Raw genomic sequence first — 24,497 nt, 5'->3', positions numbered from 1 at the left:
GATCCAACGGCTGACCGCCTTGTATCAGGGCTTTTGTCGGGCAGGCGTATCAGTGGCACCACGCCAGCCGTCGCCCGCCTGCCCGACAAGGGGGATCGTTGTCATGACCGTGCAGCGCCGCATTGACCTGACCCACTCCACGGATGCGCCCGCCCAGGCCCGCCGGATCGTTGCCGCCTTCCTGGCGGAGGTCGAACGCGTCCACGGGCACCCGTCAAGCGCGACCACCGTGGACGCGGTGCTGCTGGTGGCCAGCGAGCTGGTCACCAACGCCGTCCGCCACACCCCGGGGCCCTGCACGCTGAGCCTGACCCTGCAGGACCAGGGCGTACTCGTCGAGGTCAGCGACACCAGCCCCGCCCTGCCCAGGCCGCGCCTCCCGGACATCACCGGCGCGTGCGGAGGCTGGGGCTGGCCGATGATCGACCGGCTGGCCGACGAGGTGCGGGTCACACGCGGACCCGGCGGTGGGAAGACCGTGCGCACCCGTCTGTCCTGGTGAGCGCTCACGTCGATGGGCGTGGACGAGGTGGCTGAAAGGACATCAGCCGGCTCCTGCTCCGTGGGAGAGTCCGCCCAGCCCGGACGGGCGTGGAAAAGACCCCGGTCGGGTTTGCACCCGCCCCGGGGCCGGCGAGCCCGGTCACAGCCAGCCGTTGCGGCGGAAGGCGCGGTACAGCAGGCCCGCCGCGGTCACCATGAGCCCCATCGCCAGGGCGTATCCGTACTTCCAGCCCAGCTCGGGCATGTGCTCGAAGTTCATGCCGTAGACGCCTGCGACCATGGTGGGGACGGCGAAGATGGCGGCCCACGCCGAGATGCGGCGCATGTCGTCGTTCTGCCACGTGCCCACCCGGGCGAGGTGTGCGTCGAGTACCGAGTTCAGCAGCTCGTCGAGGGAACGCACCTCGGTGTCCGTGCGGTGCAGGTGGTCGGACACGTCACGGAAGTAGGGCAGGGCGCCCTCGGGCCACTCGGCGCGGGGCCCCGTGAATTCCTGCAACACGGGGACCAGCGGCTGCACCGCGTCACGGAACTCCAGCACCTCGCGTTTGAGGGCGTACACCTTCTCGGTGTGGTCGTCGTGGGAGGAGGAGAAGACGCACCTCTCCAGATCGGTGAGGTCGGCTCGCACCTTGGCGGCCGCCTCGCTGTAGCCGTCCACCACCACGTCGAGGACGGCGTGCAGGACGGCGGCGGGGCCGAAGCGGAGCGTCGCCGGTTCGGCCCGCAAACGGCGCGCGGCCTCGGCGGTCGGGTCGTGGGGACCGTGCCGGACGGTGAGGGCGAAGCGCGGACCGAGGAAGACCATCACCTCGCCCGTCTCGACGTCGCTTCCCTCCTCGATGTACCACAGGGTCTTCAGCGCGACGGCCAGCACGTCCCCGTACCGCTCCCGTTTCGGCCGCTGATGTGCCTGCGCGGCGTCCTCCACCGCCAGCGGGTGCAGTCCCAGAGGGCCGGCCAGGTCGTCAAGGACGGCCTCGGTCGGGTCGTCCAGGTGAACCCACCCGAACTCTCCCTCGGCGAGTCCGGCCAGCCGCTTCAGCGCCGGCTGACAGGCCATGTCCGCTTCCTCGCACTCCACCCGCTCGGGTTGGCCGGGAGAGCCCGGACGATAAATGACGCACTTCATTCCTCACTCATGCACCGTCCGAGTGGTTCTACGCATCCGATCTCCGGACGGATCGGGGCTCCACGCACCCCTGGGCCTTCTGGCGGCCGGCCGGGGCCGGCAGGTGCCCTCCGCACGTGGTCGAGGCGACCCGGCGGAGGTGTCATCCCGAATACCCGCGGGGGTGGACTGGCTACGCGTGCCCGCCGTGCGCGAGCACCGGCGCGGCATCGGCCTGCCGGGCCGGGGGCGCGCGGACGGGGCCCGGGCACCGCCCCGGGGCCCGTCCGTCGCGGTGGTCACATCTTCGGCATGAGGACCGTGTCGACGATGTAGACGGTGGCATTCGCCGTGGGCACATTGCCGCACACGACGTTCGCGGCGCCGTTGACCTTGTACGACTCGCCCGAGCCGGACGTGGTCAGGGTGCTCTTCTCCAGCGTGTCGAACGTGCCGCTCTCCAGCCGCTGGGGAGCGAGCTTCTCGCCGACGACGTGGTAGGTGAGGATCTTCGTCAGCGTGGCCTTGTCGCCCAGGACCTCGTCCAGGTCCGCCTTCGGGATCTTCGCGAAGGCGTCGTTGGTCGGTGCGAAGACCGTGATGTTCTGCGCGTTGTTCAGGGTGTCGACCAGGCCGGCCTTCTTCACGGCCGTGACGAGGGTCGACAGCGCCGGGTTGTTCGACGCGGCGGTGGCGACGGGGTCCTTCGCCATTCCGTCGAAGCTCCCCGCCCCCTCCTGGGGCACCGTCGCGCAGGCCGGGCCGAACGGCCCGGCCACCGTCGCCTTCTCCTCGGTTTCGCCCGGGGTGGACGCGGCGGCGGTGGCCGACGCGTCCGACGCCGCATCGTTCGAGTCGCCCATGCCACAGGCCGTGAGGGCGAGGGGCAGGGCAGCGGCTGCTGCGACAGCGGCGAGAACGCGGCGGGAGCGGATCGTGAGCATGGGTCGGTCTCCTCGTGACGAGTGCCGGCACCACCGTCGGGTGCCGAGCGGGTTAAGGAGGGCAGCGGAGAGGACTGACTCGAAGCCCCGGAACAGGTGAGGAGTCCTACCGCTGCCCTCACGCCCCCCATTCGGAGATGCCGTCGTAGCGGATTGGTCCCGGGCCGGAGAACTTTTCGTGGAGCCTCACCACGGGGAACGTCACACGGACGGGCGGTCCGCGAACCCATCCGCGCACGGCCGGGCTACGAATCAGCGGCAAGGAAGCGGAAGCAGGGGTGTACGTCGCCTCCTTCCAGGACGACACACGTGAAGGGGTCGCTCATGGACGACCAGCAGGTCGCCGCCCGTCCAACGGGCCGCGCCGGCGGGGCGGGTGCGCGGTGAGGGAGATCGCACGCATCGGTGGCTCGCCCCGGCGCGAACCGGAGCTGACGGAGGTCGTCGCCCGGGTGGCGGGCGGTGACCAGGATGCCTTCGCCGCGCTGTACGACTCGATCGCGGGACCGGTCTTCGGGCTGGTGCTCAGGGTGCTCAGGGACCCGGCCCAGTCCGAGGAGGTGGCGCAGGAGGTCATGGTGGAGGTGTGGCGCCACGCAGCCCGGTTCCGGCCCGAGCAGGGAAGCGTCATGACGTGGGTGATGACCATGGCCCACCGCCGTGCCGTGGACCGCGTCCGCTCCGAGCAGGCGGCCACGGACCGCGACCGGCGCAGCGCGCGCCGGGAGCACACACCCGCGTACGACCAGGTCAGCGAGGAAGTGACGGTCCGTCTGGAGAGCGAACAGGTACGACGGTGCCTGCAGTCCCTGACCGAGCTGCAGAAGCAGGCGGTGACCCTCGCCTACTACCAGGGGTACACCTACCGGGAGGTCGCCGCCTCGCTGTCGGCGCCCCTCGGGACGGTCAAGACGCGTCTGCGTGACGGGCTGATCCGGCTGCGGGACTGCATGGGAGTGAACGCGTGAACGAGGAACACCTGCACGCACCCTCCGGCGCTTACGCGCTGAACGCGCTGCCGGACGACGAGCGCGCCGAGTTCGAACGACACCTGCGGGACTGCCCCGCGTGCGCGCAGGAGGTGCGCGAGCTCTCCGCCACAGCGGCCCGCCTGGGATCCGCCGTGGCCTGCGCCCCACCGGCCGCGATGAAGCAACGGGTTCTGGGCGAGATCACCACCGTCCGCCAGCTTCCACCGGCCATGGTGCCCGGCGCGTCCACACCGCAGCCCGTGCCCGACCGTACGGGCCGGATGCCCCGTCTCGTCCTCGCGGCGTGTGTCGCGGTCGCCACCGCGTTCGGCGGCGTGGCCGTCTGGCAGCATCAGGAGGCCCGGCAAGCCGGGGAGCAGGCGCAACGGGCGGAACAGCGGGCGGCCGACATGGCCCGGGTGCTGGCGGCCCCCGACGCCCGCACCGTCACCGGGAGCAAGGACGGAGCCAAGGCCACCGTGGTCGTCTCCCGGGAGGAGAACAGCGCCGTGTTCCTGGCGTCCGGCCTGCCCGAACTGCCCTCCGGCAAGACGTACCAGCTGTGGTTCGACGACGGCGGCACGATGAGGCCGGCCGGGCTCGTCAGCGACGACGGCAGCCTGATGATGGAGGGCGACGTCGACGGCGCCACCGGGATGGGCATCACGGTGGAACCGGCCGGCGGGTCACCGCAGCCCACGACCGCTCCCATGATGCTCATGGCGCTTCCCGCCTGAGGTACGCGACCGCACTCCCGGGCGGCTCGCAGCTTGTCCCGGGGAGTGCGAGCCCCCTCCACCATGCCGCCGCCGAGCCGAACAGCCTTTTACGGGCACGGCGGGGCCGACAACCGTTCAGACACCGTGGCTCTTGGCCGAGCCCTACACGGAGAGCCGGCAGCAGTGCGGCGTGCGTCCACGCCGGAGGGGGCGTCACCGCGCCTGCCATCACGGCCGTCGCTGTGGCGACGACCAGGCCACGGCGCGTGGTGAGAGGTGCGCGAATGACTCCCGGTTCGGGCCACGAGCGACGTCGGCGGTCACGGCCAGGCGGAGTCGGGAGCCCGCGCGGGTGGCACGGAACGCTGCCCTGCCCCCTGCCGGTGCTTCCGAGCCGCGAGCCGGCAAGGACTGGTCAGCCGCGCGCCGTCATCCGAATGGAGGGGGTTCTCAGGGGGCGCCGAACCGTGCTCCAACTGCGGTCCCTTGCCGGGACGGCCGACCGTTCGTCCGATGCCATCAGTCCACGGTGACCACCACCGAATGCCATCCGCTCGCCCCGTCAGGGATCGTGCGGGCGCGTTTCTCAGTCTGCGTCCGTCCGGTTCGGTCGGTGGCGCGGACGGTCAGGGTGTGGCTTCCCGGGGTGGCCTTCCAGGGGAAGGACCACTGGCGCCAGGTGTCGATCGTGTCCTCGGCGGCAAGGTCGGCCTGCTGCCACGGGCCGTCGTCGACGCGTACCTCGACGCGGTCGATGCCCCGGTGCTGGGCCCAGGCGACGCCGGCGACCATGACCGTCCCGGCGGCCGGGCGGGCGAACGGCTTGGGTGTGTCGATGCGGGCCTGGGTCTTGATGGGTGCCTCGCGGGCCCACTCGCGCTTGACCCAGTACGGGTCGTAGGCGTCGAACGTGGTGAGCTCGATGTCCTCGATCCACTTGCACGCCGAGACGTAGCCGTACAGGCCGGGCACCACCATGCGGACCGGAAAGCCGTGGTCGAAGGGCAGAGGCTCGCCGTTCATCCCGACGGCGAGCAACGCGTCGCGCCCGTCCATCACGTCCTCGACCGGGGAGCCGAGCGTCATGCCGTCCACGGACCGGGCCACCAGCTGATCGGCCGGGCCGCCCTCGGACGGCGCCCGCACGCCGGCATCGGCCAGCACGTCAGCCAGGCGTACGCCGATCCAGCGGGCATTGCCCACGTACGGGCCACCGACCTCGTTGGAGACGCAGGCGAGCGTGATGTCCCGCTCGACCAGCTCCCGGTCGAGCAGGTCCTGGAAAGTGAGCTCGAGAGGCCTGCGTACCCCCCGGCCGTGGATGCGCAGCCGCCAGCGCCCGGCATCCACCGTGGGCACCACCAGGGCGGTGTCGACACGGTAGAAGTCCTTGTTGGGAGTGATGAACCGGCTGACACCGGCGACGCGCAGCTGCGCGCCCCCGGGCACCGGTGCGGCAGGCGAGTCCGGCCGGGGCAGAACGACGGCCGCCCGGGAGGACGCGGCGTCGCGCCCACGCGACGCGCCCAGCGTCCGGCCCAGAACACCGGCGCCGGTGGACGCCACGGCGGCGGCGCTCGCAGCGATCAGGAAGGCGCGCCGGTCGAAACCCTCCTCAGGCACCTTCGCGCGCGTGGGAGCGATGAGCCGGCCGGTCAGCCAGTAGAGGAGGGCGGCTCCGGCGAGCGCCCCCGCCAGGGACGGCACCCCGTCGACGAAGGAGTCGGAGTCCGGCCGACTCATGGCGGCCACGGCTCCCACCACGCCGAACAGCAGCACCCCGGCCGCGCCCGTCCGCCGGCGGCGCAGCGCCAGAAGACCCAGCACCACGGCGAGGGCCGTGAGGACGGCGACAATGCCCAGTTGCAGGACCAGCTTGTCGCTCTCGCCGAAGGTGCGGATCGCCCAGTCCTTCACCGGCGCGGGGGTACGGTCGATGGCCGCTCCACCCACTGCCGTGACCGGACCCGCCTCGGGACGAACGGCGGCGGCGGCGAGTTCGGCCACCGCGAGCGCCGCGTACCCGGCGAGCAGTCCGCTCAGCCCGGCAAGCAGCCGGCGGAACCAGAGGTTTTCGGAAGCAGTCACACGTCCTCTTCGGAGCCGGACGGCGGAGGGATTGGGCCGACTGCCGGTGGCTGCGGCCGGCCATGCGCCGCCGTGACCGGGCCGCAGCCCGCAGGCCGCCTCTCTGCTGGGTGCCTCCGGCGGGGCCTGCGGCCTGTGCTGGGCCGACGTCGACCCCGGACGAGGCCGAGAACGCGCTGCGGCGGGTCCGCTTGTACGATGCACGCGCGTCGTGCTGGGCGCACCCCGGGGCCGGTGGCGTGCCGGAGCACGTCCTGGCCCGGTGGGCGGGGCGCCCTGGTGGAAGCCCGGGGCGGTCCGGCGGCCGGCTCCCGGTCCGGCTCCGGAGTCCACGTCTCATGCCGGGCCACCGCACGCGTGCTCATCAGCGGTCCTTCCCGTGCAGCTCCGCCCACACCCGTTTCCCCCACGGCAGCGGGTCGGTGCCCCAGTCCTCGGCCAGCGCTGCCACCAGCAGCAGACCGTGCCCGTGCTCGCCTTCGGGCTCTCGGCGCATCGGCGGCACCCGCGAAAAGTCCACGACTCCGATACGCACGCACGCCGCTCCGGGGCGGTCGACGACGACCCGGATGGACTCCCGCCGAGCGGACGGCGTTGGACACCAACTCGGAAATGATCAGGGCACCGTCCTCGGCCAGGTCGTCCATACCCCGGACGGCCAGTGCGACGTGCACCAGGCGCCGGGCGCTCGCCGCGCTCTTGGGCACGCGCGGCAAGGTCTGGCTGTACCCGGGATGTCCGGTCGTGCGGGCCCGCGTTGTAGGTTGCGGCATGTCGGTCTGCTCTCTCAGATCGGGCAAGCCCCGGGGCCGGTCGCACGGCCGCCGGGGCGCTGTCCGCTCATGTAAGCGACACGCCAGGGACGCTGACAGGGGCGCAACGTCCCACTTTCACCACGCTATTCGCTGACCCCCAGGAACTCCGCCAACGGCCGAAGCCCCGGCGGATGGTTGGGGAGGGCCCAGAGGTCACGCACGATGGCCACGGCCAACGTGTGGTGCTGCATCCACGTCGGTGCTACACGGCGCAGGGACTCCAGGGTCTTCACCGCTCCGGCCGCGTCCCCGATGTCCGTGTGGGCGCGGGCCACGTCCAGCAGAAGCCACGTCCGCCAGGACGGCGGCGTGTCCTTGCTCAGCCGCATCCCCTTGGCCAGGGCCAAGGCGTCGTGTGGGTGTCCGTATTGGACTGCGAGCCGGACGCGTTCGATGCGGACCGACGACGGGCTGAAGACACTGACCATGCGGTTGTCGCCGCCGTCGGGCAGCTTTGCGACGCGGGCGGCTTCCTTCTCCGCCGTCTCCATCATCGCTGCCGCGCGCTCGTAGTCGCCGCTCCGTGCGGCCGACGTGGCGGCGCTCATGGTCAGCGCGCCCCACACCTTAAGGCCGTCGGCCGTGTCGGAATGGCCCGCGTTCGCCATGTCGTCGGCGGCACGGAGTGCGATGCTCAGTGCGTCTTCCAGGCGTCCTTGCCGCTGGTAGGTCCACGCCGTGGAGTTGACGATCATCGGCAGAAGCAGCGGATCGGAGGACTGTCCCGCAGCGTCTGTCGCGCGCTCCAGGCTGATGAGAGCGAGATCCGTCTTTCCCATCCGCACGGCGACATGTCCGGCGAGCTGAAGTGCTTTGCCCAGAGCCGCGAAACCAGCCCTGCGGTCGTCGTCGTTTTTCGAGGCCGTGGCGGCGCGCGCATCCGAGATCAGGTCCGGCAGTGCCTTCATCACCGCGTCGAACTCGGCGGAGTGGTACTGCGTCCAGCCGTCCGCGATCTGCTCTCGCAGGCGGTCCAACAAGAAGTCGGGCCCTGGCGGCTCCGGCTCCGGTCCCCAGAGCGCTGGCATGATGGCGCGGCGCACCGCCACGAAGCGCGGTCCATCGTTCTCCCCTGTGGAGGACACGGCAGGCGGGTCGCCCAGAAGCGTGGTCAGCTCCACGCCGAGACCGTTCGCCAACGCGTGCAGCGTGGGGAGACGTGCCGAATGCTTCCCTCCCTGTTCAAGGTGACGGATCACATCAACGGACACATCGGAGCGATCGGCTAGCTCTTCTTGCGTCAGGGAGGCCGGACGGCGCAAGCGGCGCAAGGTCCGTCCCAGATCTTCGTTCGCCACGTTGCCACGGTACGCCCGCCACGACTGGGAGAGAGCGCTGATGGCGCCGCCCGCAGCAGCGCTATGCAGAGCCGTCCGCGTAGAGCCCTCGGAGATGGCGGCTCAGCCGGTCCTGAAGCGCGTCGAGCGCCATCCGAGCTGCTGCCGCGTTCTGGTGCGGCTCTGGCCACTCCAGCACGCTGGTGGCCAGTTCGCGGTCTTCGAGTCGGGCGATGTGGGCACGGAGATGCAGGGACGAAGGCGGTCGTCCAGCCGTGGAACGCCACGGAGGTGGGCACCTTCATCACGGCGATGAAGGGGGACCGCCTGTACGCGCCGCTGCTGCTCTCCCTGATGGGGCTCCGCCCGGCGGAGGTCTGCGGCCTGCGTTGGGCGGACACCGACCTGGGCGCGGCCACGCTCAGCATCGCCAAAACGCGGACGCTGATGGGCAACGCCCTCCCGGCTCTCGTAGGTGAAGCGCTGAAGGCGTTCCGGGCCACGCAGGCGAAGGGTACGAGAGCGGCGGGTACGTGCTCGTGGACGAACTGGGCGCCGCACTGCACGGTCGGCAGCTCCGGGTGCGGGCCTACAAGATCATGGACGAAAACGGCCTTCGCGGGGTCCGTCTGTACGATGCTCGGGCGTCTTGCCTGGCGTACCTCGCCAACACGGTGTGCCGGATCACCCGCTCGCCATGTGGGCCGGGCACACCAGCGTGAAGACGACGAAGAAGTGGTACGCGAAGCCGGACGTGGCGGACCTGCTTCCAGCAGCGGAGGCATGGGGAGGTCTCGCAGAGGGCGTGTGACAGATCGTGATAGATGAAGGTGTGAACCCGTGAGCGAAGCCAAGATCGATACGCTGCAATACCGCTTTGACGGGCCGGAAGACGCCCCGGTCCTGATCATGGGACCCTCCCTTGGCACCACCTGGCACATGTGGGACCGGCAGATACCCGAGCTCACCCGCCAGTGGCGGGTCATCCGCTTCGACCTGCCCGGCCACGGCGGCGCCCCCGCCGACCCCGCGGCGGCCGTCTCCGAGCTGACCGACCGCCTGCTCGTCACCCTCGACCGGCTCGGCGTCCAGCGCTTCGGCTACGTGGGCTGCTCCATCGGTGGCGCCATCGGCATCGACCTGGCGCTGCGCGCCCCGCACCGCCTGGCCTCCCTCGCGCTCGTCGCCGCCTCGCCCCGCTTCGGCACCGCCGACGAGTTCCGCCGGCGCGGCGTGATCGTGCGCACCAACGGCCTCGACCCGATGGCCCGCACCGCGCCCGAGCGCTGGTTCACGCCCGGCTTCGCCGCCGCCCAGCCCGCCATCGTCGAGTGGGCCGTGCAGATGGTCCGCACGACCGACCCCGCCTGCTACGTCGCAGGCTGCGAGGCACTCGCCGCCTTCGACGTACGCGCCGATCTCGGCCGCGTCGGCGTCCCCACCCTGGTCCTGGTCGGCTCCGAGGACCGCGTCACCGGGCCCGCCGAGGCGCGCACGCTGGTCGCCGGCATCCCCGACTCCCGCCTCGCGGTGGTGCCCGGCGCCTCCCACCTGGCGCCCGTCGAGCAGCCCGGCGCCGTCACCGATCTGCTCGTCCACCACTTCTCGACCTCGTGGCAGGCCGTGTCCGACTCGATGACGGGCATGGCGGCCATCGCACCGTCGCCCGTGATGCCGGCGCTCGCCGCCCAGGCCGCACCCGCCCAGGCCCCGCACGCCGTGCCCACCCCCACCGCGCCCACCCCCACCGCGCCCACCCCCACCGCGCCCGCTCCGGCCCCGCCCGCCCCGGCCCCCCACGCCGCGCCGCTCGTGGCGCCCGCCCCCGCCGCACCCGCGCCCCCGGTCGCTCCCGCGCAGGTCCCGCACCCCGTCGTGCCCGAACCGGCCCCGGCCGGGCGCCCCGACCCGTACGACGCGGGAATGAAGGTGCGCCGAGCGGTCCTCGGCGACGCGCACGTGGACCGCGCCACGGCCTCCGCCGACGACTTCACCCGCGACTTCCAGGAACTCATCACCCGCTACGCCTGGGGCGAGGTGTGGACCCGCGACGGCCTCGACCGCCGCACACGCAGCGTCGTCACCCTCACCGCCCTCGTCGCCGGCGGCCACCTGGACGAGCTCGCCTTCCACACCCGCGCCGCCCTGCGCAACGGCCTCTCACCCGCGGAGATCATGGAAGTGCTCCTCCAGACCGCCATCTACTGCGGCGTCCCGGCGGCCAACTCGGCCTTCAAGGTCGCGCAGCAGGTGATCCGCGAGGAGACCACCCCCCAGGCATAGCGCCGTCTCCGGTAGGAGGATGCCCTTATGACGCCCAAGCTGAAGCTGACCAAGAAGACCCACGCCTGCGTCCGGCTGGAGAAGGACGGGCGGACCCTCGTCATCGACCCCGGCGGGTTCAGCGAACACGACGCGGTGCTCGGCGCCGACGCGGTCCTCGTCACCCACGAGCACCCCGACCACTTCGACGAGGGACGCCTCCGCGGCGCCCTGGAGGCCGATCCGGCCGTCGAGATCTGGACGCTGCGCAGCGTGGCGGAGCAGCTCTCGGCGGCCTTCCCCGGGCGGGTCCACACCGTCGGAGACGGCGACACCTTCACCGCGGCCGGCTTCGACGTCCAGGTGCACGGCGAGCTGCACGCCGTGATCCACCCGGACATCCCCCGGATCACCAACATCGGCTTCCTGGTCGACGGGTCCGTCTTCCACCCCGGCGACGCGCTCACGGTGCCCGGTCGGCCGGTGGAGACCCTGCTGCTCCCCGTCATGGCCCCCTGGAACAAGATCTCCGAGGTCATCGACTACGTACGCGAGGTCGCCCCCGAGCGCGCCATCGACATCCACGACGCCCTGCTCACCGACCTCGCCCGGCCGATCTACGACCGCCAGATCGGCGGCCTGGGCGGCACGGCCCACGGCCGGCTGACCCCGGGGGACTCCACCGACCTCTGATTGTCGGTGGCCCCCATTAGGCTTGCCGGCATGCGCATCGCCACCTGGAACGTCAATTCGATCACCGCCCGCCTGCCGCGGCTGCTGGCCTGGCTGGAGAGCAGCGGCACCGACGTGCTGTGCATCCAGGAGACCAAGTGCGCCGCGGAGCAGTTCCCCACCGACGAGCTGCGCGAGCTGGGCTACGAGTCGTCGGTGCACGCCACCGGCCGGTGGAACGGCGTGGCACTGATCTCCCGGGCCGGCCTCCAGGACGTCGTCCACGGCCTGCCCGGCGGCCCGGAGTACGAGGGCGTGGCCGAGCCGCGCGCCATCTCCGGCACCTGCGGCCCGGTCCGCGTCTGGTCGGTGTACGTGCCGAACGGCCGCGAGGTCGCCCACGACCACTACGCCTACAAGCTGCGCTGGCTGGAGGCGCTCCGGGCGGCGGTCGCCGAGGACGCGGCGGGCCCGCGCCCGTTCGCCGTCCTGGGCGACTTCAACATCGCGCCCACCGACGACGACGTCTTCGACGCCGCGGCGTTCGAGGGCTCCACGCACGTCACCGCCCCCGAGCGGGCCGCCCTCGCCGGGTTGCGCGAGACCGGGCTGACCGATGTGGTGCCGCGCCCGCTGAAGTACGACCACCCGTTCACGTACTGGGACTACCGCCAGCTGTCCTTCCCCAAGAACCGCGGCATGCGCATCGACCTGGTGTACGGCAACAAGCCGTTCGCCGAAGCGGTCAAGGACTCCTACGTCGACCGCGAGGAGCGCAAGGGCAAGGGCGCCTCGGACCACGCGCCGGTCGTCGTCGACCTCGACGTGTAGGGCCCCGGTCAGGAACACCCGCCTGGTGCGCCCTGTGGTGCGGTGAGCCCCGGCAGTGCGACGCTGGGCGGTATGAACATCCCTTTCCTGGAGGCCTGGCGCAAGCGGCACGGCGGCGGGCACGCCGGCTCCGCCGCCCGGAGCGAGGTCGAGAGCGACCGCGAGGGTGTGGCCGACATGCTCGCCGAGTGCGAGCTGCTGCGCGCCAGGGTTCAGGAGTTGGGGGTGCGGCTGGACGACACCCCGCGCTCCCTGGAGCTCATCGACCAGCTTCCGCCGCGCTGGCGCGACGACCCCGAGGAGCTGCCCTGGCTGGGCAACGACGCCGGGCTGTACCTCGGCACGGTGATCGTGCGGACCGTCCCCGGCGCGTCCTGGCAGCTGATGCCGGGCGGTCACCCCGTGGTCCGGCTCGCCTCGGGCCGTGAACTCCATGTCGTGGAGGCGGGCCTGGACTGGGCGATGAGCGGCTCGCCCGAACTCTCCCAGGTGTACGCGGAGGCCGCCGAGGCGTAGGCCGCGCCGTACGGATCGGGCCCGGGCCGCGCCCGGGAGGTCCCCCGCCCGGCTACCGCCGGAAGGTACCCCCATCCGCCGCCGGGCCGACCGGCGGGCGGGTGGCGCCACGGTGAAGACACCCCTAGGCGGTAAATACGGCTTATGCCGCCTTTATGCGTGTCGGGGGTATGAAGTCCCTTTTGGCGCTGGATAGTTTGCGCTGACCTCGTCACAGCGAGCAAGGGGCAGGGCAGCGCATGGCCGTCGATCCGTTGATCGAGCTGCGGGACGTCAACAAGTACTTCGGGCAGTTGCACGTCCTGCAGGACATCAGTCTCACCGTCGGCCGCGGAGAGGTGGTGGTCGTCATCGGCCCGTCCGGATCGGGCAAGTCGACCCTGTGCCGGACCATCAACCGGCTGGAGACCATCGAGTCGGGCACGATCACCCTCGACGGGAAGACGCTCCCCGACGAGGGCAAGGCGCTGGCCGGGCTGCGCGCCGACGTCGGCATGGTCTTCCAGTCGTTCAACCTCTTCGCCCACAAGACCGTGCTGGAGAACATCTCCCTCGCCCCGATAAAGGTCCGCAAGCACGGGCGGGACGACGCCGACCGGCGCTCCCGGGAGCTGCTGGACCGGGTCGGTCTCGCCGGCCAGGCCGAGAAGTACCCAGCGCAGCTGTCCGGAGGCCAGCAGCAGCGCGTGGCCATCGCCCGCGCCCTCGCCATGGACCCCAAGGTCATGCTGTTCGACGAGCCGACCTCCGCCCTCGACCCCGAGATGATCAACGAGGTCCTGGAAGTCATGCGGCAGCTCGCCCGCGACGGCATGACCATGGTCGTCGTCACCCACGAGATGGGCTTCGCCCGCTCGGCCGCCAACCGCGTCGTCTTCATGGCCGACGGCCGGATCGTCGAGGACCGCGCCCCCGAGGAGTTCTTCACCGCCCCGCGCAGCGAGCGCGCCAAGGACTTCCTCTCCAAGATCCTCAAGCACTGACGGGGGCGTCCGGACCGATGACGCGTACGCACACCACACGATCCCTGGCCGCCCTCGCCCTCGCGCTGGCCCTGGCCGCCGCCTGCGGCAAGGACGGCAGCCCGCCCGTCAAGGGCCCGCAACCCGACGACCTGCCCGTCTACCGGGTGGCGACCGCCTTCCGGCTGCCCGACTCCCCGACCTGGAACCGCGCCGAGCGCCGCGGCCGCCTGATCGTCGGCGTCAAGGAGGACCAGCCGTACATGGGGGAGAAGGACCCTGCCACCGGCCGGTACTCCGGCTTCGACATCGAGATCGCCAGGATGACGGCGGCCTCCCTGGGCTTCGACCCCGCCACGACCGAGTTCAGGACCATCGCCTCCGCCAACCGCGAGACCGCCCTGCAGAACGGCCAGATCGACTACTACGTCGGCACCTACACCATCAACGACAACCGCAAGAGGCTCGTCGGCTTCGCCGGCCCCTACTACCGGGCCGGCCAGTCCCTCCTCGTCCGCACCGACGAGAACGACATCAAGGGCCCCCGGGACCTGGCCGGCAAGCGCGTCTGCTCGGCCGCCGGCTCCACCCCGTACCAGCGCATCGCCGAGGAGTACCCCGAGGCCGACCTCGTCGCCTACGACACGTACTCCGTCTGCGTGGACAACCTGCTCACCTACCAGGTCGACGCCGTCACCACCGACGACACGATCCTGATGGGATACGCGGCCAAGGTCCCCGACGAGCTGAAGGTGGCCGGCAAGCCCTTCTCCGAGGAGCCGTACGGCATCGGCGTCCCGCGCCCCGACAACGCCCTGCGCCTCGCCGTCGACGACGCCATCGAGGCCAACGAGAAGAACGGCAACTGGAAGAAGGCGTACGACGCGACCCTCGGCCTGTCCGGCGTACCCGCTCCGAGGCCGCCCGCCGTCGACCGCTATCCGGCGAGCTGAGGAGGCAGCCATGGACGTACTGACAGACAACTGGTCGCTCTACGGCGAGGGCTTCCTCGGCACCGTCGAGCTCACCGTCTACTCCTCGCTCCTCGCCCTCGCGCTGGGCTTCGTCATGGCGGCGTTCCGCGTAGCGCCCGTCGGGTCGCTGCGGGCCTTCGGCACGGCCTGGGTGACGGTCCTGCGCAACACCCCGCTCACCCTGCTGTTCTTCGCCGTTCTGCTGGGCCTGCCGCGCTTCGGGTTCGTCCTGCCCTTCACGGTCTTCGCCGTCATCGCGCTCGGCTGCTACACCTCCGCCTTCATCTGCGAGGCGCTGCGCTCCGGCATCAACACCGTGCCGACGGGCCAGGGCGAGGCCGCCCGCAGCCTGGGCATGACCTTCACCCAGACGCTGGGCACCATCTTGCTGCCGCAGGCGTTCCGCGCGGTCATCCCGCCCGTGGGCTCCACCCTCATCGCCCTCGCCAAGAACTCCGCCATCGCCGGCGCGTTCAGCGTCACCGAGCTCCTCGGCACCTACCGCACCCTCAACGAGCTCGGCCACAGCATCATCTGGTCCTTCATCTGGATCGCCGTGGGATACCTGATCATCACCCTCACCATCAGCGCGCTCTTCCACGTGCTGGAGCAGCGCTGGGGAGTCGCCCGATGACGACCACCGTCCTCTACGACGTCCCCGGACCGAAGGCCCGGCAGCGACAGCTGGCCTACGGCATCCTGGCGGCCCTCGCGATCCTGGCCGCGCTCGGCTGGGTGCTGTACCTCCTCTTCGACACCGAGCAGTTCACCGCGGCCAAGTGGAACCCCTTCGCGTACGAGGGGATCCAGGAGCTGCTGCTGCGCGGCCTGGGCAACACCCTCAAGGCGTTCGCGTACGCCTCGGTGCTCTCGCTCGCGCTCGGCGCCGTCCTCGCCACCGGCCGCCTCTCGGAGCACCGCGTCCTGCGCTGGGCCGCCACCCTGGTCGTGGAGTTCTTCCGCGCCATGCCCGTCCTGGTGATGATCTTCTTCATCTTCGTGGCCCTCCGGGTGCACCCGCTGCCCGCGCTGGTCGCGGGGCTGACGCTGTACAACGGCTCGGTGCTCGCCGAGGTGTTCCGTACGGGCGTCAACTCCGTCGAGCGCGGGCAGCGGGAGGCCGCGTACTCGCTGGGCATGCGCAAGACGCAGGTGATGCTGCACGTCCTGGTGCCGCAGGGCGTGCGCGCGATGCTGCCCGCGATCATCAGCCAGTTGGTGGTCGCCCTGAAGGACACCTCGCTCGGTTTCCTCATCGCCTACGAGGAGTTCCTCCACGCGGGCAAGCTCATCGCGTCCAACCTCGACTACGATCTGCCCTTCATCCCCGTGGTGATGGTGATCTCGCCGATCTACATCGGGATGTGCATGCTGCTCTCCTGGTTCGCCACGTGGGTGGCCAGGAGGCAGCGCCGCAGTCCCAGGACGGAGGCCGTGGACGTCGCGCCGGCCGAACCAGGAACGCTGCTGCCGAGAGAGCAGTAGCAGGCAGGGCCATGCCCGCCCGGCAGCGGCCGGAGATCACTCCTCGCGCAGCGGGACCGACACGTAGGACGGGTCGGCCGGCGGCGAGGAGAAGGTCAGCCGCGCGCCGGTCGGGTTGTGCTCGATGTAGAGCGGGTCCACGGTGTCGACGACCAGCGCGAGACGGTGCCCGGCCGGGACGTCGTACGCCGTGGAGAACAGCTCCAGGTCCACGGTGAACGGCTCGCCGGGCGTCTTGTCGTGGAAGGTGTACGGCGCGGTGCTGACCAGCTTGCCGACGCCGAGCGGTCCCACGTCGTAGAGGTACGCGACGAGGGTGCCGCTCGGCTTCGTGGCGGTCACCGTGGTGTGCAGCTTCGCCGTGCCCCGGACGCGCTGGGCCGTGTCGTACCGCTCGGACTGCCAGACGGCCGCGAAGGAGCGCGGCAGCAGCGGGATGGACGCCATCGGGGGCAGCTTGAGGAACTGGTCGAGGGCGTTGGACAGCATGATGATGCCGCCGTTGGCGCCCGAGTCGACGTTCGCGTACACCTGCTGCGACCCGGCCAGGGCGATCTTGCGCTCGGTCGCGCCGACCGACTTCCAGTCGGGGTAGCCCTCGTAACCGCCGGTGGAGCGGGACTTGAGCTGGACCGGCTGCTCGCGGTCGATGCCGTTGTCGACGCCCTTGAGGTGGTGGTCGAACCAGCGGTGGGCGTTGGTCCAGGTGTCGTTGGGCAGGCCGAGCAGACCGGTGGCCTCGGCGGTGGCGTGGTCTCCGGGGCGCAGCTCCAGGCGCTTGGGGCCCGTGAGCTTCTCGTAGAAGGAGGCGTACTGGTTGGGCGGGAAGATGGTGTCGCCCCAGGCGTTGCCGAGCATGACGGCGGCGCCGTTGGCGTTGATCTGCTCCAGCTTGAAGGCGGGGGAGCGCTTGGCCCCCCACGCGATCATCTCCTGCTCCTTGTCGAGGTTGGAGGCGAGGAAGTCCGCGAGCGTCTGCTGGAGTTCGGGGCTCGGACGGCCGGTGAGCAAGCCGGTTCCGCCGAGCATCGCGGCGGCCTGGAGGTGCTGGGTGCGCCCGCTGTAGATGGAGTCGATGAGGTCGGCCCAGCCGCTCATCGCCACGACGGCCTTGATGCGCTTGTCGTGCGCGGCGGCGAGCAGGCTGATGCCGGCGCCGTAGCTGACGCCCGCCATGCCGACGCGCTGCGGGTCGGCGGGTGTGTGCGCGAGCGCCCAGTCGATGACTTTGGAGGCGTCGGCGACGTCCGGCGGGCCGGCGACCTCGATGTACCCGCCGGACTGCCAGAAGCCGCGGGAGTTGTAGCTGACCACCACATAGCCCGCGTCGGCGAGCTTCCGCGCCTGGGCCAGGTACTCGATCTGGGGCATGGACCAGCTGGTCGGCAGCACAATCACCGGGAAGCGGCGGCCGTCCTCGGCGCCCGCCGGGGTGACGACGTTGGCCTTGAGCACGGTGCCGCCGTCCCCGGCGATGTCGACGAACCGTATACCGGGCGGATCGGCGGCCGTGGCCGTGGCCGCCGGTGCGAGGCCGAGGGCCGTCCCCGCCAGCAGGGCGGCCGAGACGGCGCCGGTCGTCGTCGTACGCAGGACTGTGCGCGGCTCTCCCACAGTTCACTCCCGATTCCTTGAAGGGTGAACCGAAGGTAACCACGGGCGACTTACCGGAAGTAACCCGTCGGTAAGTTACACGCCGGTAACGATTATTGGACGCGGCGTCAGTAGCGTCCCGCGCCCCGCGTGGGAATCAACGCAGGGCGCTTTTCGCCTGCCAGTCGGCCCATGACACGTTCCACTCGCCGTAGCCGTTGTTCAGCGCCTGCGTGCCCTTGGCGTCGTCGCCCGTCACCTCGAACGGGTCGCCCACCCGCACCTGTTCGTACACCCAGCGGGCATCGGCGTCGCTCATGCCGATGCAGCCGGAGCTGCGGTTGGCGTTCCCGAGGTATGCGGCGTTCCACGGGGCCGCGTGCGCGTACATCCCCGACCAGGTCAGCCGCATCGAATAGTCGACCATCTTGTCGTACGCGTCTCCCAGCCCGACCGTCTCGGAGCGCATGTTGATCGTGCCCTCCTTCGACATCAGCACCGTCTTCCCCCGCCAGGACGCCTTGTCGCCCCCCGGCGTGCCACCGGACATCGGTATGTCCCGCACCTCCGCACCGTCCCGCAGCAGCTTCAGCCGGTGGTTGTCGAGGTCCACCTTGACCACCTGGTTCCCGCCGACGGTGAACGTGGTCGTGTAGTCGCGCACGAACCAGCCGCCCGCCGCGCCCGTGTCGACCCCGTTCAGCTCCGCCTTCAGCGTCACCTTGGTACCCGGCTGCCAGTACTGCCTGGGCCGCCAGTCGACGCGGTCCTTGCCCGACCAGTCCTGCATCCAGCCCCACGAACCGACCGTGTTGTTCGAGGTCGTCACCCTCAGGTGCTTCTCCACCTCCGCCTTGTTCTTCACCGGGTGGTCGAAGACGACCGACAGCGGCTGGCCGATGCCGACCGTGGTGTTCTTGCCGGGGGCCAGCGTCAGCTTGTTCACCTTCTCCGGCGCGGCGGTCGTGAACCCCGCCGTGGCGCTCCCGCCGCCCGCGTCCCGCGCCTCGACCGTGTAGCTCGTCCCCGGCGCGGCCTTCCGCGCCGACGTCCACGTCCGCCCGTCACCGGACACCGTCCCGGCGAGCCGCGCGCCCCGGGAGTCGGTGACGGTGACCTGCTTCAGGGTGCCCTCGGCGAGGGTGACGCGGACCGGCTCACCGGCCTTCGCCTGCTTGCCGGACAGGTTCAGCGAGATCCGCGTCTCGGGCCTGGTGCCCTCGCCGCCCTTCTGGTCGGCGTTCGCGGTCCCGGAACCACCCGAGCACCCGGTCAGGGCAGCCGCGGCGATCACCGCCGTACCGGCCAGGGCGGTGCTGCGGAACGGGCTGCGCGGGCGTGTGCGGCTCAACTGGAAAACCTCCGATGCGATCTCTCGTCCCGCTGTGAGAGGGGGATCGGAGCGGGCGGGTTGCCGGAAATCGGAAATTTCCCGCCCCTGCCGGGTGTGACATGTCCGACAGAGCCCGATAGGGCCCCACAGGGATCCACCGAGATCGACGCGTCACGCCGCCTCAGGCGCGGCGGGGTTCCGCGCGGGACGCGTCACATCCGCGACCAGCTCGACGACGTCGGGGCCGTACGCCTGCGAGTTGATTACCTTCAGCAGCAGCACGAAGGAACCGTCCCGGCCGTGCTCCCGTGCCAGCCGCTCGTGATGGCGGACCAGATAGCGCGTGGCCGCCTGATTGGTGATGGCCCGCTGCCCGCAGAAGAGGAACACCGGCCGCCCGCCCTCCCCGGCGGTGAGGCGCGCGAGGAGCACGTACTCCGACACGCCCGGCTCCATGGCGTAGCGCTCGGAGCCGATCACGAACGCCCCGCGCTCCTCGACCGGCTCCACGTCCGTGTTGACGAAAACACCCGGCAGCAGGGTCGCCAGATGCGCCTCCATCCGCCTGTTCGAGTACGGACCGCCGAGGCAGAATTCCGTACGCTCGCCGAAACCCTGCTGCGCCACGTCGTGCTGCACGATCCGCGCGTGCGCGCCGCAGTCCTTGATCAGCGCCGAGAGTTCCAGCAGGGCGAAGACGTCGAAGCGGTGGACCGCGCCGTCCCCGCCCGCCTCCCGGTTCACGACGAGCAGGCACTCGGCGTTGCCCGGCAGTCCGAAGAAGACCTGCCTGCGGCGGAGCTTGCGGCGCCACAGCGCGGTGCGGGCCAGCCAGCCGAGTGCCGCGCTCACTCCGGTGGCCATCACCCCGAGCACGATGTTGAGCAGGTCTTCATACATGGGCGCGCATGGTAGCGGTGCCGTGCCGGTGCGGTCCTGGCGAGGTGCCCCCTCTGAAGTTAGGCTCACCGGACGGTCGTTGACTGGAGGTACGGATGCGTCGCACCACAGTACGGAAGCTCTCCTTCGCCGCGGTCACCGCCACGGTCCTGTCGGTGGGAGCCGCGGCGCCGCCGACGGAACGCACCACACCCGTCAAGACGCCGATGGCGGTCGGCCACGGCGGAGCGGTCGCGAGCGTGGACCCGGACGCCTCGGCCGCGGGCATCGAGGTGCTTCGGCGCGGCGGCAACGCCGTGGACGCGGCGGTGGCGACGGCCGCGGCGCTCGGCGTCACCGAGCCCTACTCGGCGGGCATCGGCGGTGGCGGCTACTTCGTCCACTACGACGCCAAGACCCGCAAGGTGCACACCATCGACGGGCGCGAGACCGCGCCGCTCTCCGCCGACGCGTCGCTGTTCCTGGAGAACGGCACACCCATCCCCTTCGACGAGGCCATGACCAGCGGGCTCGGTATCGGCACGCCCGGCACCCCCGCCACCTGGGACGCGGCGCTCGACGCGTGGGGCAGCAAGTCACTGCGGGACCTGCTCAAGCCCGCCGAACGGCTCGCCCGGGACGGCTTCACCGTCGACGCCACCTTCCGCGCGCAGACCGCCGCCAACGAGGCGCGGTTCCGGGACTTCCCCGCCTCGGCCGAACTCTTCCTGCCCGGCGGTGAACTTCCCGCCGTCGGCTCGGTCCTCAAGAACCCGGACCTGGCGCGCACGTACGAGAAGCTGGGCCGCCACGGGACCGGGGCGCTGTACCGGGGTGAACTGGCCCGTGACATCGTCCGGACGGTGCGGAACCCGCCGGTGCGCGAGGGCGCCACCCGGAACGTCCGCCCGGGGGACCTGACGGAACGCGACCTCGCGGAGTACGAGACGGAGCGGCGGCGGCCGACGAAGGTCTCCTACCGGGGCCTGGACGTCTACGGCATGGCGCCGTCCTCGTCCGGTGGCACGACCGTGGGCGAGGCGCTGAACATCCTGGAGCGGACCGACCTGTCGGAGCTCAGCCGGACCCAGTACCTGCACCGTTTCATCGAGGCGAGCCGGATCGCGTTCGCCGACCGGGGGCGGTGGGTCGGCGACCCGGAGTTCGAGGACGTACCGCTCAAGGGGCTGCTGTCGCAGCGGTTCGCCGACTCGCGCGCGTGCCTGATCCGTGACGACGCCGCGCTGACCAGCCCCCTCGCCCCGGGTGACCCGCGCCATCCGCGGCGGTGCGCGACGGGCGGGAAGGCCGCCCCGACGACGTACGAGGGCGAGAACACCACGCACCTGACCACGTCCGACAAGTGGGGCAACGTCGTCGCCTACACGCTGACCATCGAGCAGACGGGCGGCAGCGGCATCACCGTGCCGGGGCGGGGCTTCCTGCTCAACAACGAGCTGACCGACTTCTCCTTCGCCCCGGCGAACCCCGCCGTCCACGACCCGAACCTGCCGGGCCCCGGCAAGCGGCCCCGCTCCTCCATGTCCCCGACGATCGTCCTGGACGACGACGCCCGGCCGGTCCTCGCCCTGGGCTCCCCGGGCGGCGCCACCATCATCACCACCGTCCTGCAGACCCTCACGGGCGTGCTCGACCGTGACCTGCCCCTGGTCGACGCCATCGCGGCCCCGCGCGCGAGCCAGCGCAACCAGGCGACCACCGAACTCGAACCGGGGCTCTACAACAGCCCGCTGCGGGACGAGCTGCGCGCCCTGGGCCACGCCTTCCGCCGGAACCCGGAGATCGGCGCGGCGACCGGCATCCAGCGCCTGCCGGACGGCCGCTGGCTGGCCGCGGCGGAGAAGACCCGCCGCGGCGGCGGCTCGGCGATGGTGGTCCGCCCGGCGCCGTAGGCACGCCGAGGGGAACGGCCGGGCGGTACCTGCCGCCGCGCGGGTGCCCGCGCGGCGGCGGGTACGGGGCCGCCCCAACCGGTCACGTCCGGCGAGGACCGTGGCCCGGGTGGGCCGTCACGTCCGGCGGGCGCCGTGGCCCGGGTGGACCGTCGCGTCCGGCGAGGGCCGTGGTCGCGGGGGACGGTCACATCGGGCGAGGACCGCGGTCCGGGACGTTCCCGTGGCCGGCGTGAGCGGGTGTCACACCGTCACCAGGCGACCGGCAGTGTCTGCGGGCCCCGGATCAGGCCCTTGCTCTGCCACACCATGTCCTTCGGCGCCACCGCGAGCCGCAGCCCGGGGAAGCGGTTCAGCAGACTGGACAGCATCACCTCGGACTCCATCCGGGTCAGCTGCGCGCCCATGCAGTGGTGCGGCCCGTGCCCGAAGGCCACGTGACCGAGCTCGGTCCGGTCGAAGTCGAGCGCGTCGGGGTCCTCGAACACCTCGGGGTCCCGGTTCGCCGCGAGGTACGAGGCGTAGACGACCTCGCCCGCGCGGATCAGGACCCCGCCGACCTCGATGTCCTCCGTCGCGACGCGCGGCAGGCCCACGCCGTTGCGGTGCGGGATGAACCGCAGCAGCTCGTCCACCGCCCGGGGCAGCAGCTCCGGCTCGGCGCGCAGCCGCTCCAGGTGGAGGGGGTGCGTGAGCAGCGCGTACACCATGTTCGCGCTGTTGTTGCGCACGGCGTGGGCGCCGCTGACCTGGATCGCCGTGGTGACGGAGATGGCCTCTTCCTCGTTGAGCTCCCCGCGGTCCAGGGCCTCCGCGAGCACGGTCGCCAGGTCCTCGCGGGGCTCGCGCCGCCGCCGCTCCAGAAGCTCATTGATGTACGCGGTCAGCTCCGCCTTCACCTGGCGGCTGCGCTCCGGGCCGGGACCGGTCGACATGATCAGGTCGGGCCAGCCGGCCAGCCGGGGCCGGTCCTCCTCGGGCACGCCGATGAGGTCGCTCACCACCGACAGCGGGAAGGGCCCGTGGAACAGCGCCATGAGGTCCGCCGGCGGACCGTGCCGCTCCACCTCGTCGAGCAGACGGTCAGCGGTCTGCTGCGCCAGCGGGCGCAGCCGCTTCATGCCCTGGACGGTGAACGCCCTGGCGACGACCTTCCGCAGCCGGGAGTGGTCCGGCGGGTCGACGTAGTTGAAGCCCGCGTGCGACGCGATCTGGTGAGCGGTCATGCCGGTCGCCTTGGCCTTGCGCTCGACCAGCGCCCTGCGGCTCAGCCGAGGGTCCGACGTCACGGCCTTCACGTCCTCGTAGCGCGTCACGAGCCACGCCTCGCCGTCCCCGTAGGGCAGCCGGACGCGCGCCACCGGCTCGTCCCGCAGCAGCTCTTCGAGCAGCGGATCGAAGGCCAGACCGGGCAGGTCGTCGATCGCCCAGAAACGTGCGGGCGGTGTCTCCGCCGTGGTTGCTTGTGTCATCCCGATGCTCGCTTTCCGGTGGGTCCGTTCACGGCCACGGCCATGTGTTCCCGACCCGCCCGGAACGCGACGCCCGGGCCGGCCGGCTACCCCCGGATGGACGAAATGAAAAATAAACACACTTGACCGTATGAATGGGTGACAGTGTGTTGGATCACCGTGGCACGGCTGCCGCGGGCGGGGAAGGACGAGCCGTCGGCAAGAGCAGCCACAGGAGATCCAGGATGCCCAGTACTTCCCGCAGGACCCGCGCCGCCGTGCGCGGTACGTTCGCCGCCTCGGTCATCGTCACGTGTCTGACGACGGTCCCCGCCCACGCGGAGGACGCGCACAGCGCGCTCCCCAGCCACCAGTGCACGGTCAACGGCAGGACGGTGGAGCCCGGTGACCGCGTCTACGGCACCCGCTACGACGACAAGATCGAGTGTGAGAACGACATCGAGAACATCACCATCTGGGGCGCGGGAGGTGATGACAACATCCGGGTGAAGGGCCTCATCATCGACTCCCAGATCCTCGGGGGTGACGGTGACGACACCATCCAGACCAGCCACCTGATGCCGCGCCACGGATCGTCGACCATCCGCGGCAACACCGGGGCGGACACCATCATCGTCCCGACCGTGCGCGGTACGGCGGACCACGGCGCCACCGTCTACGGCGACATGGGCGACGACCGCATCACCGTGGGCAGCGTCCACGGCGCGCCGGGCGACTACGCGCGCGGCGGCGGCCAGGTGTTCGGCAACGACGGCTCCGACCACATCACCAGCGGCGTCATCGACTTCGGCGGCCGGGTGCTCGGCGGCTCGGAGAACGACCTCATCGAGGCCAAGGGCGTCGGCCCGGAGGCCGGCGGCACCATCCAGGGCGGCCCGGGCGTCGACACGATCCGCGGCACCAACAACGGGGTCCTGTCCGCCGGACCGGGCTGGGGCGTCGTCGACGGCGGCCTCGACGTCGACGCGTGCAAGGTCGAGCACGCCTCCCCGGACCGCGCGCGCAGCACCATCGCCAGTTGCCCGTGAGACGGTGACACGGCGCGACCGGCAGGACCGGCGCGACCGGTAGGAGGGCCGGGCAGGAGCAGCCGCTCCCGCCCGGCCCTCCGCCGTGCCTTCCCGCCGTGCTCTCCGCCGTGCCTTCCGGCGGCCGGGGGCGGTCGGGGAAGATGGG

At 71.4% G+C, this 24,497-nt stretch carries 21 protein-coding genes and 1 pseudogene; 13 read left to right on the top strand and 9 right to left on the bottom strand.

What is annotated here, in order from left to right; genetic code table 11:
• Positions 1-103: 103 nt before the first annotated feature.
• Positions 104-502, top strand: coding sequence for an ATP-binding protein (locus ABZZ38_RS10115; RefSeq protein ID WP_356737720.1), 399 nt, complete (start codon positions 104-106; stop codon positions 500-502).
• 141 nt (positions 503-643) lie between these two features.
• Here the strand turns inward: ABZZ38_RS10115 and ABZZ38_RS10110 are convergent, their stop codons facing one another.
• Both ABZZ38_RS10110 and ABZZ38_RS10105 read right to left on the bottom strand, forming a co-directional pair.
• Positions 644-1,567, bottom strand: a complete 924-nt coding sequence (locus ABZZ38_RS10110; protein WP_356737718.1) for a magnesium and cobalt transport protein CorA — start codon at positions 1,565-1,567, stop codon at positions 644-646.
• Positions 1,568-1,914: 347 nt separating this feature from the next.
• Positions 1,915-2,559 (bottom strand): fasciclin domain-containing protein, encoded by a 645-nt coding sequence (locus ABZZ38_RS10105; protein WP_356737716.1) that lies wholly within the window; start codon positions 2,557-2,559, stop codon positions 1,915-1,917.
• A gap of 383 nt (positions 2,560-2,942) precedes the next feature.
• On the opposite strand from ABZZ38_RS10105, the gene ABZZ38_RS10100 reads away from it, so the two are divergent.
• The gene (locus ABZZ38_RS10100; RefSeq protein WP_356737714.1) at positions 2,943-3,527 is read left to right on the top strand and encodes a sigma-70 family RNA polymerase sigma factor; all 585 of its coding nucleotides are present in this window, start codon (positions 2,943-2,945) and stop codon (positions 3,525-3,527) included.
• On the top strand, positions 3,524-4,267 hold the full coding sequence (locus tag ABZZ38_RS10095) for an anti-sigma factor (RefSeq protein WP_356737712.1): 744 nt from the start codon (positions 3,524-3,526) through the stop codon (positions 4,265-4,267). The genes ABZZ38_RS10100 and ABZZ38_RS10095 overlap by 4 nt, the downstream gene beginning before the upstream one ends.
• A gap of 501 nt (positions 4,268-4,768) precedes the next feature.
• Here ABZZ38_RS10095 and ABZZ38_RS10090 read toward each other — a convergent pair.
• The 3 genes and pseudogenes from ABZZ38_RS10090 to ABZZ38_RS10080 form a co-directional block, all read right to left on the bottom strand.
• Positions 4,769-6,337 carry a molybdopterin-dependent oxidoreductase gene (locus ABZZ38_RS10090; RefSeq protein WP_356737710.1) on the bottom strand — a complete coding sequence of 523 codons (1,569 nt, stop codon included), beginning with the start codon at positions 6,335-6,337 and terminating at the stop codon, positions 4,769-4,771.
• A gap of 364 nt (positions 6,338-6,701) precedes the next feature.
• Positions 6,702-7,110, bottom strand: a pseudogene (locus ABZZ38_RS10085) (ATP-binding protein).
• A 125-nt stretch (positions 7,111-7,235) separates the two neighbouring features.
• Positions 7,236-8,450 (bottom strand): helix-turn-helix transcriptional regulator, encoded by a 1,215-nt coding sequence (locus ABZZ38_RS10080; protein WP_356737708.1) that lies wholly within the window; start codon positions 8,448-8,450, stop codon positions 7,236-7,238.
• An 819-nt stretch (positions 8,451-9,269) separates the two neighbouring features.
• Between ABZZ38_RS10080 and pcaC the strand changes: the two genes are divergently transcribed.
• The 8 genes from pcaC to ABZZ38_RS10040 all read left to right on the top strand — a co-directional run bounded on the left by pcaC (position 9,270) and on the right by ABZZ38_RS10040 (position 16,131).
• Positions 9,270-10,712: a 4-carboxymuconolactone decarboxylase gene (gene pcaC / locus ABZZ38_RS10075; protein ID WP_356737706.1), complete on the top strand. Its 1,443-nt coding sequence runs from the start codon at positions 9,270-9,272 to the stop codon at positions 10,710-10,712.
• Positions 10,713-10,739: 27 nt separating this feature from the next.
• Positions 10,740-11,384: an MBL fold metallo-hydrolase gene (locus ABZZ38_RS10070; protein ID WP_356737704.1), complete on the top strand. Its 645-nt coding sequence runs from the start codon at positions 10,740-10,742 to the stop codon at positions 11,382-11,384.
• Between the two features lie 30 nt (positions 11,385-11,414).
• Complete coding sequence (locus ABZZ38_RS10065; RefSeq protein WP_356737702.1) at positions 11,415-12,194, top strand: exodeoxyribonuclease III; 780 nt, start codon at positions 11,415-11,417, stop codon at positions 12,192-12,194.
• Positions 12,195-12,266: 72 nt separating this feature from the next.
• A complete protein-coding gene (locus tag ABZZ38_RS10060; RefSeq protein ID WP_356737700.1) occupies positions 12,267-12,710 on the top strand; it encodes a DUF6278 family protein in 444 nt (147 codons plus the stop codon).
• A 239-nt stretch (positions 12,711-12,949) separates the two neighbouring features.
• Positions 12,950-13,693 carry an amino acid ABC transporter ATP-binding protein gene (locus ABZZ38_RS10055; protein ID WP_356737698.1) on the top strand — a complete coding sequence of 248 codons (744 nt, stop codon included), beginning with the start codon at positions 12,950-12,952 and terminating at the stop codon, positions 13,691-13,693.
• 17 nt (positions 13,694-13,710) lie between these two features.
• Entirely contained in the window at positions 13,711-14,625 is a 915-nt protein-coding gene (locus ABZZ38_RS10050; protein ID WP_356737696.1) for a glutamate ABC transporter substrate-binding protein, read from the top strand.
• 10 nt (positions 14,626-14,635) lie between these two features.
• The gene (locus tag ABZZ38_RS10045; RefSeq protein WP_356737694.1) at positions 14,636-15,280 is read left to right on the top strand and encodes an amino acid ABC transporter permease; all 645 of its coding nucleotides are present in this window, start codon (positions 14,636-14,638) and stop codon (positions 15,278-15,280) included.
• The gene (locus ABZZ38_RS10040; protein WP_356737692.1) at positions 15,277-16,131 is read left to right on the top strand and encodes an amino acid ABC transporter permease; all 855 of its coding nucleotides are present in this window, start codon (positions 15,277-15,279) and stop codon (positions 16,129-16,131) included. Before ABZZ38_RS10045 ends, ABZZ38_RS10040 begins: the two co-directional genes overlap by 4 nt.
• A gap of 36 nt (positions 16,132-16,167) precedes the next feature.
• Here the strand turns inward: ABZZ38_RS10040 and ABZZ38_RS10035 are convergent, their stop codons facing one another.
• The 3 genes from ABZZ38_RS10035 to ABZZ38_RS10025 form a co-directional block, all read right to left on the bottom strand.
• Positions 16,168-17,745, bottom strand: a complete 1,578-nt coding sequence (locus tag ABZZ38_RS10035) for an alpha/beta fold hydrolase (protein ID WP_356737690.1) — start codon at positions 17,743-17,745, stop codon at positions 16,168-16,170.
• Between the two features lie 136 nt (positions 17,746-17,881).
• Entirely contained in the window at positions 17,882-19,075 is a 1,194-nt protein-coding gene (locus tag ABZZ38_RS10030) for an Ig-like domain-containing protein (protein WP_356737688.1), read from the bottom strand.
• A gap of 153 nt (positions 19,076-19,228) precedes the next feature.
• Entirely contained in the window at positions 19,229-19,957 is a 729-nt protein-coding gene (locus tag ABZZ38_RS10025; protein ID WP_356737686.1) for a hypothetical protein, read from the bottom strand.
• A gap of 95 nt (positions 19,958-20,052) precedes the next feature.
• Here ABZZ38_RS10025 and ggt point away from each other — a divergent pair, with 95 nt between their 5' ends.
• Positions 20,053-21,849 carry a gamma-glutamyltransferase gene (gene ggt / locus ABZZ38_RS10020; RefSeq protein ID WP_356737684.1) on the top strand — a complete coding sequence of 599 codons (1,797 nt, stop codon included), beginning with the start codon at positions 20,053-20,055 and terminating at the stop codon, positions 21,847-21,849.
• Positions 21,850-22,100: 251 nt separating this feature from the next.
• Here ggt and ABZZ38_RS10015 read toward each other — a convergent pair whose 3' ends face one another.
• Positions 22,101-23,321 carry a cytochrome P450 gene (locus tag ABZZ38_RS10015; protein WP_356737682.1) on the bottom strand — a complete coding sequence of 407 codons (1,221 nt, stop codon included), beginning with the start codon at positions 23,319-23,321 and terminating at the stop codon, positions 22,101-22,103.
• Between the two features lie 224 nt (positions 23,322-23,545).
• Here ABZZ38_RS10015 and ABZZ38_RS10010 point away from each other — a divergent pair, with 224 nt between their 5' ends.
• Positions 23,546-24,349 carry a hypothetical protein gene (locus ABZZ38_RS10010; protein WP_356737680.1) on the top strand — a complete coding sequence of 268 codons (804 nt, stop codon included), beginning with the start codon at positions 23,546-23,548 and terminating at the stop codon, positions 24,347-24,349.
• Positions 24,350-24,497 lie beyond the last annotated feature (148 nt).

Source organism: Streptomyces sp. NPDC006368, assembly GCF_040612535.1.
Taxonomy (GTDB): Bacteria; Actinomycetota; Actinomycetes; order Streptomycetales; family Streptomycetaceae; genus Streptomyces.
The sequence above is the reverse complement of the archived record's forward strand: the minus strand, read 5'-3'. Positions and strand labels throughout refer to the sequence as shown.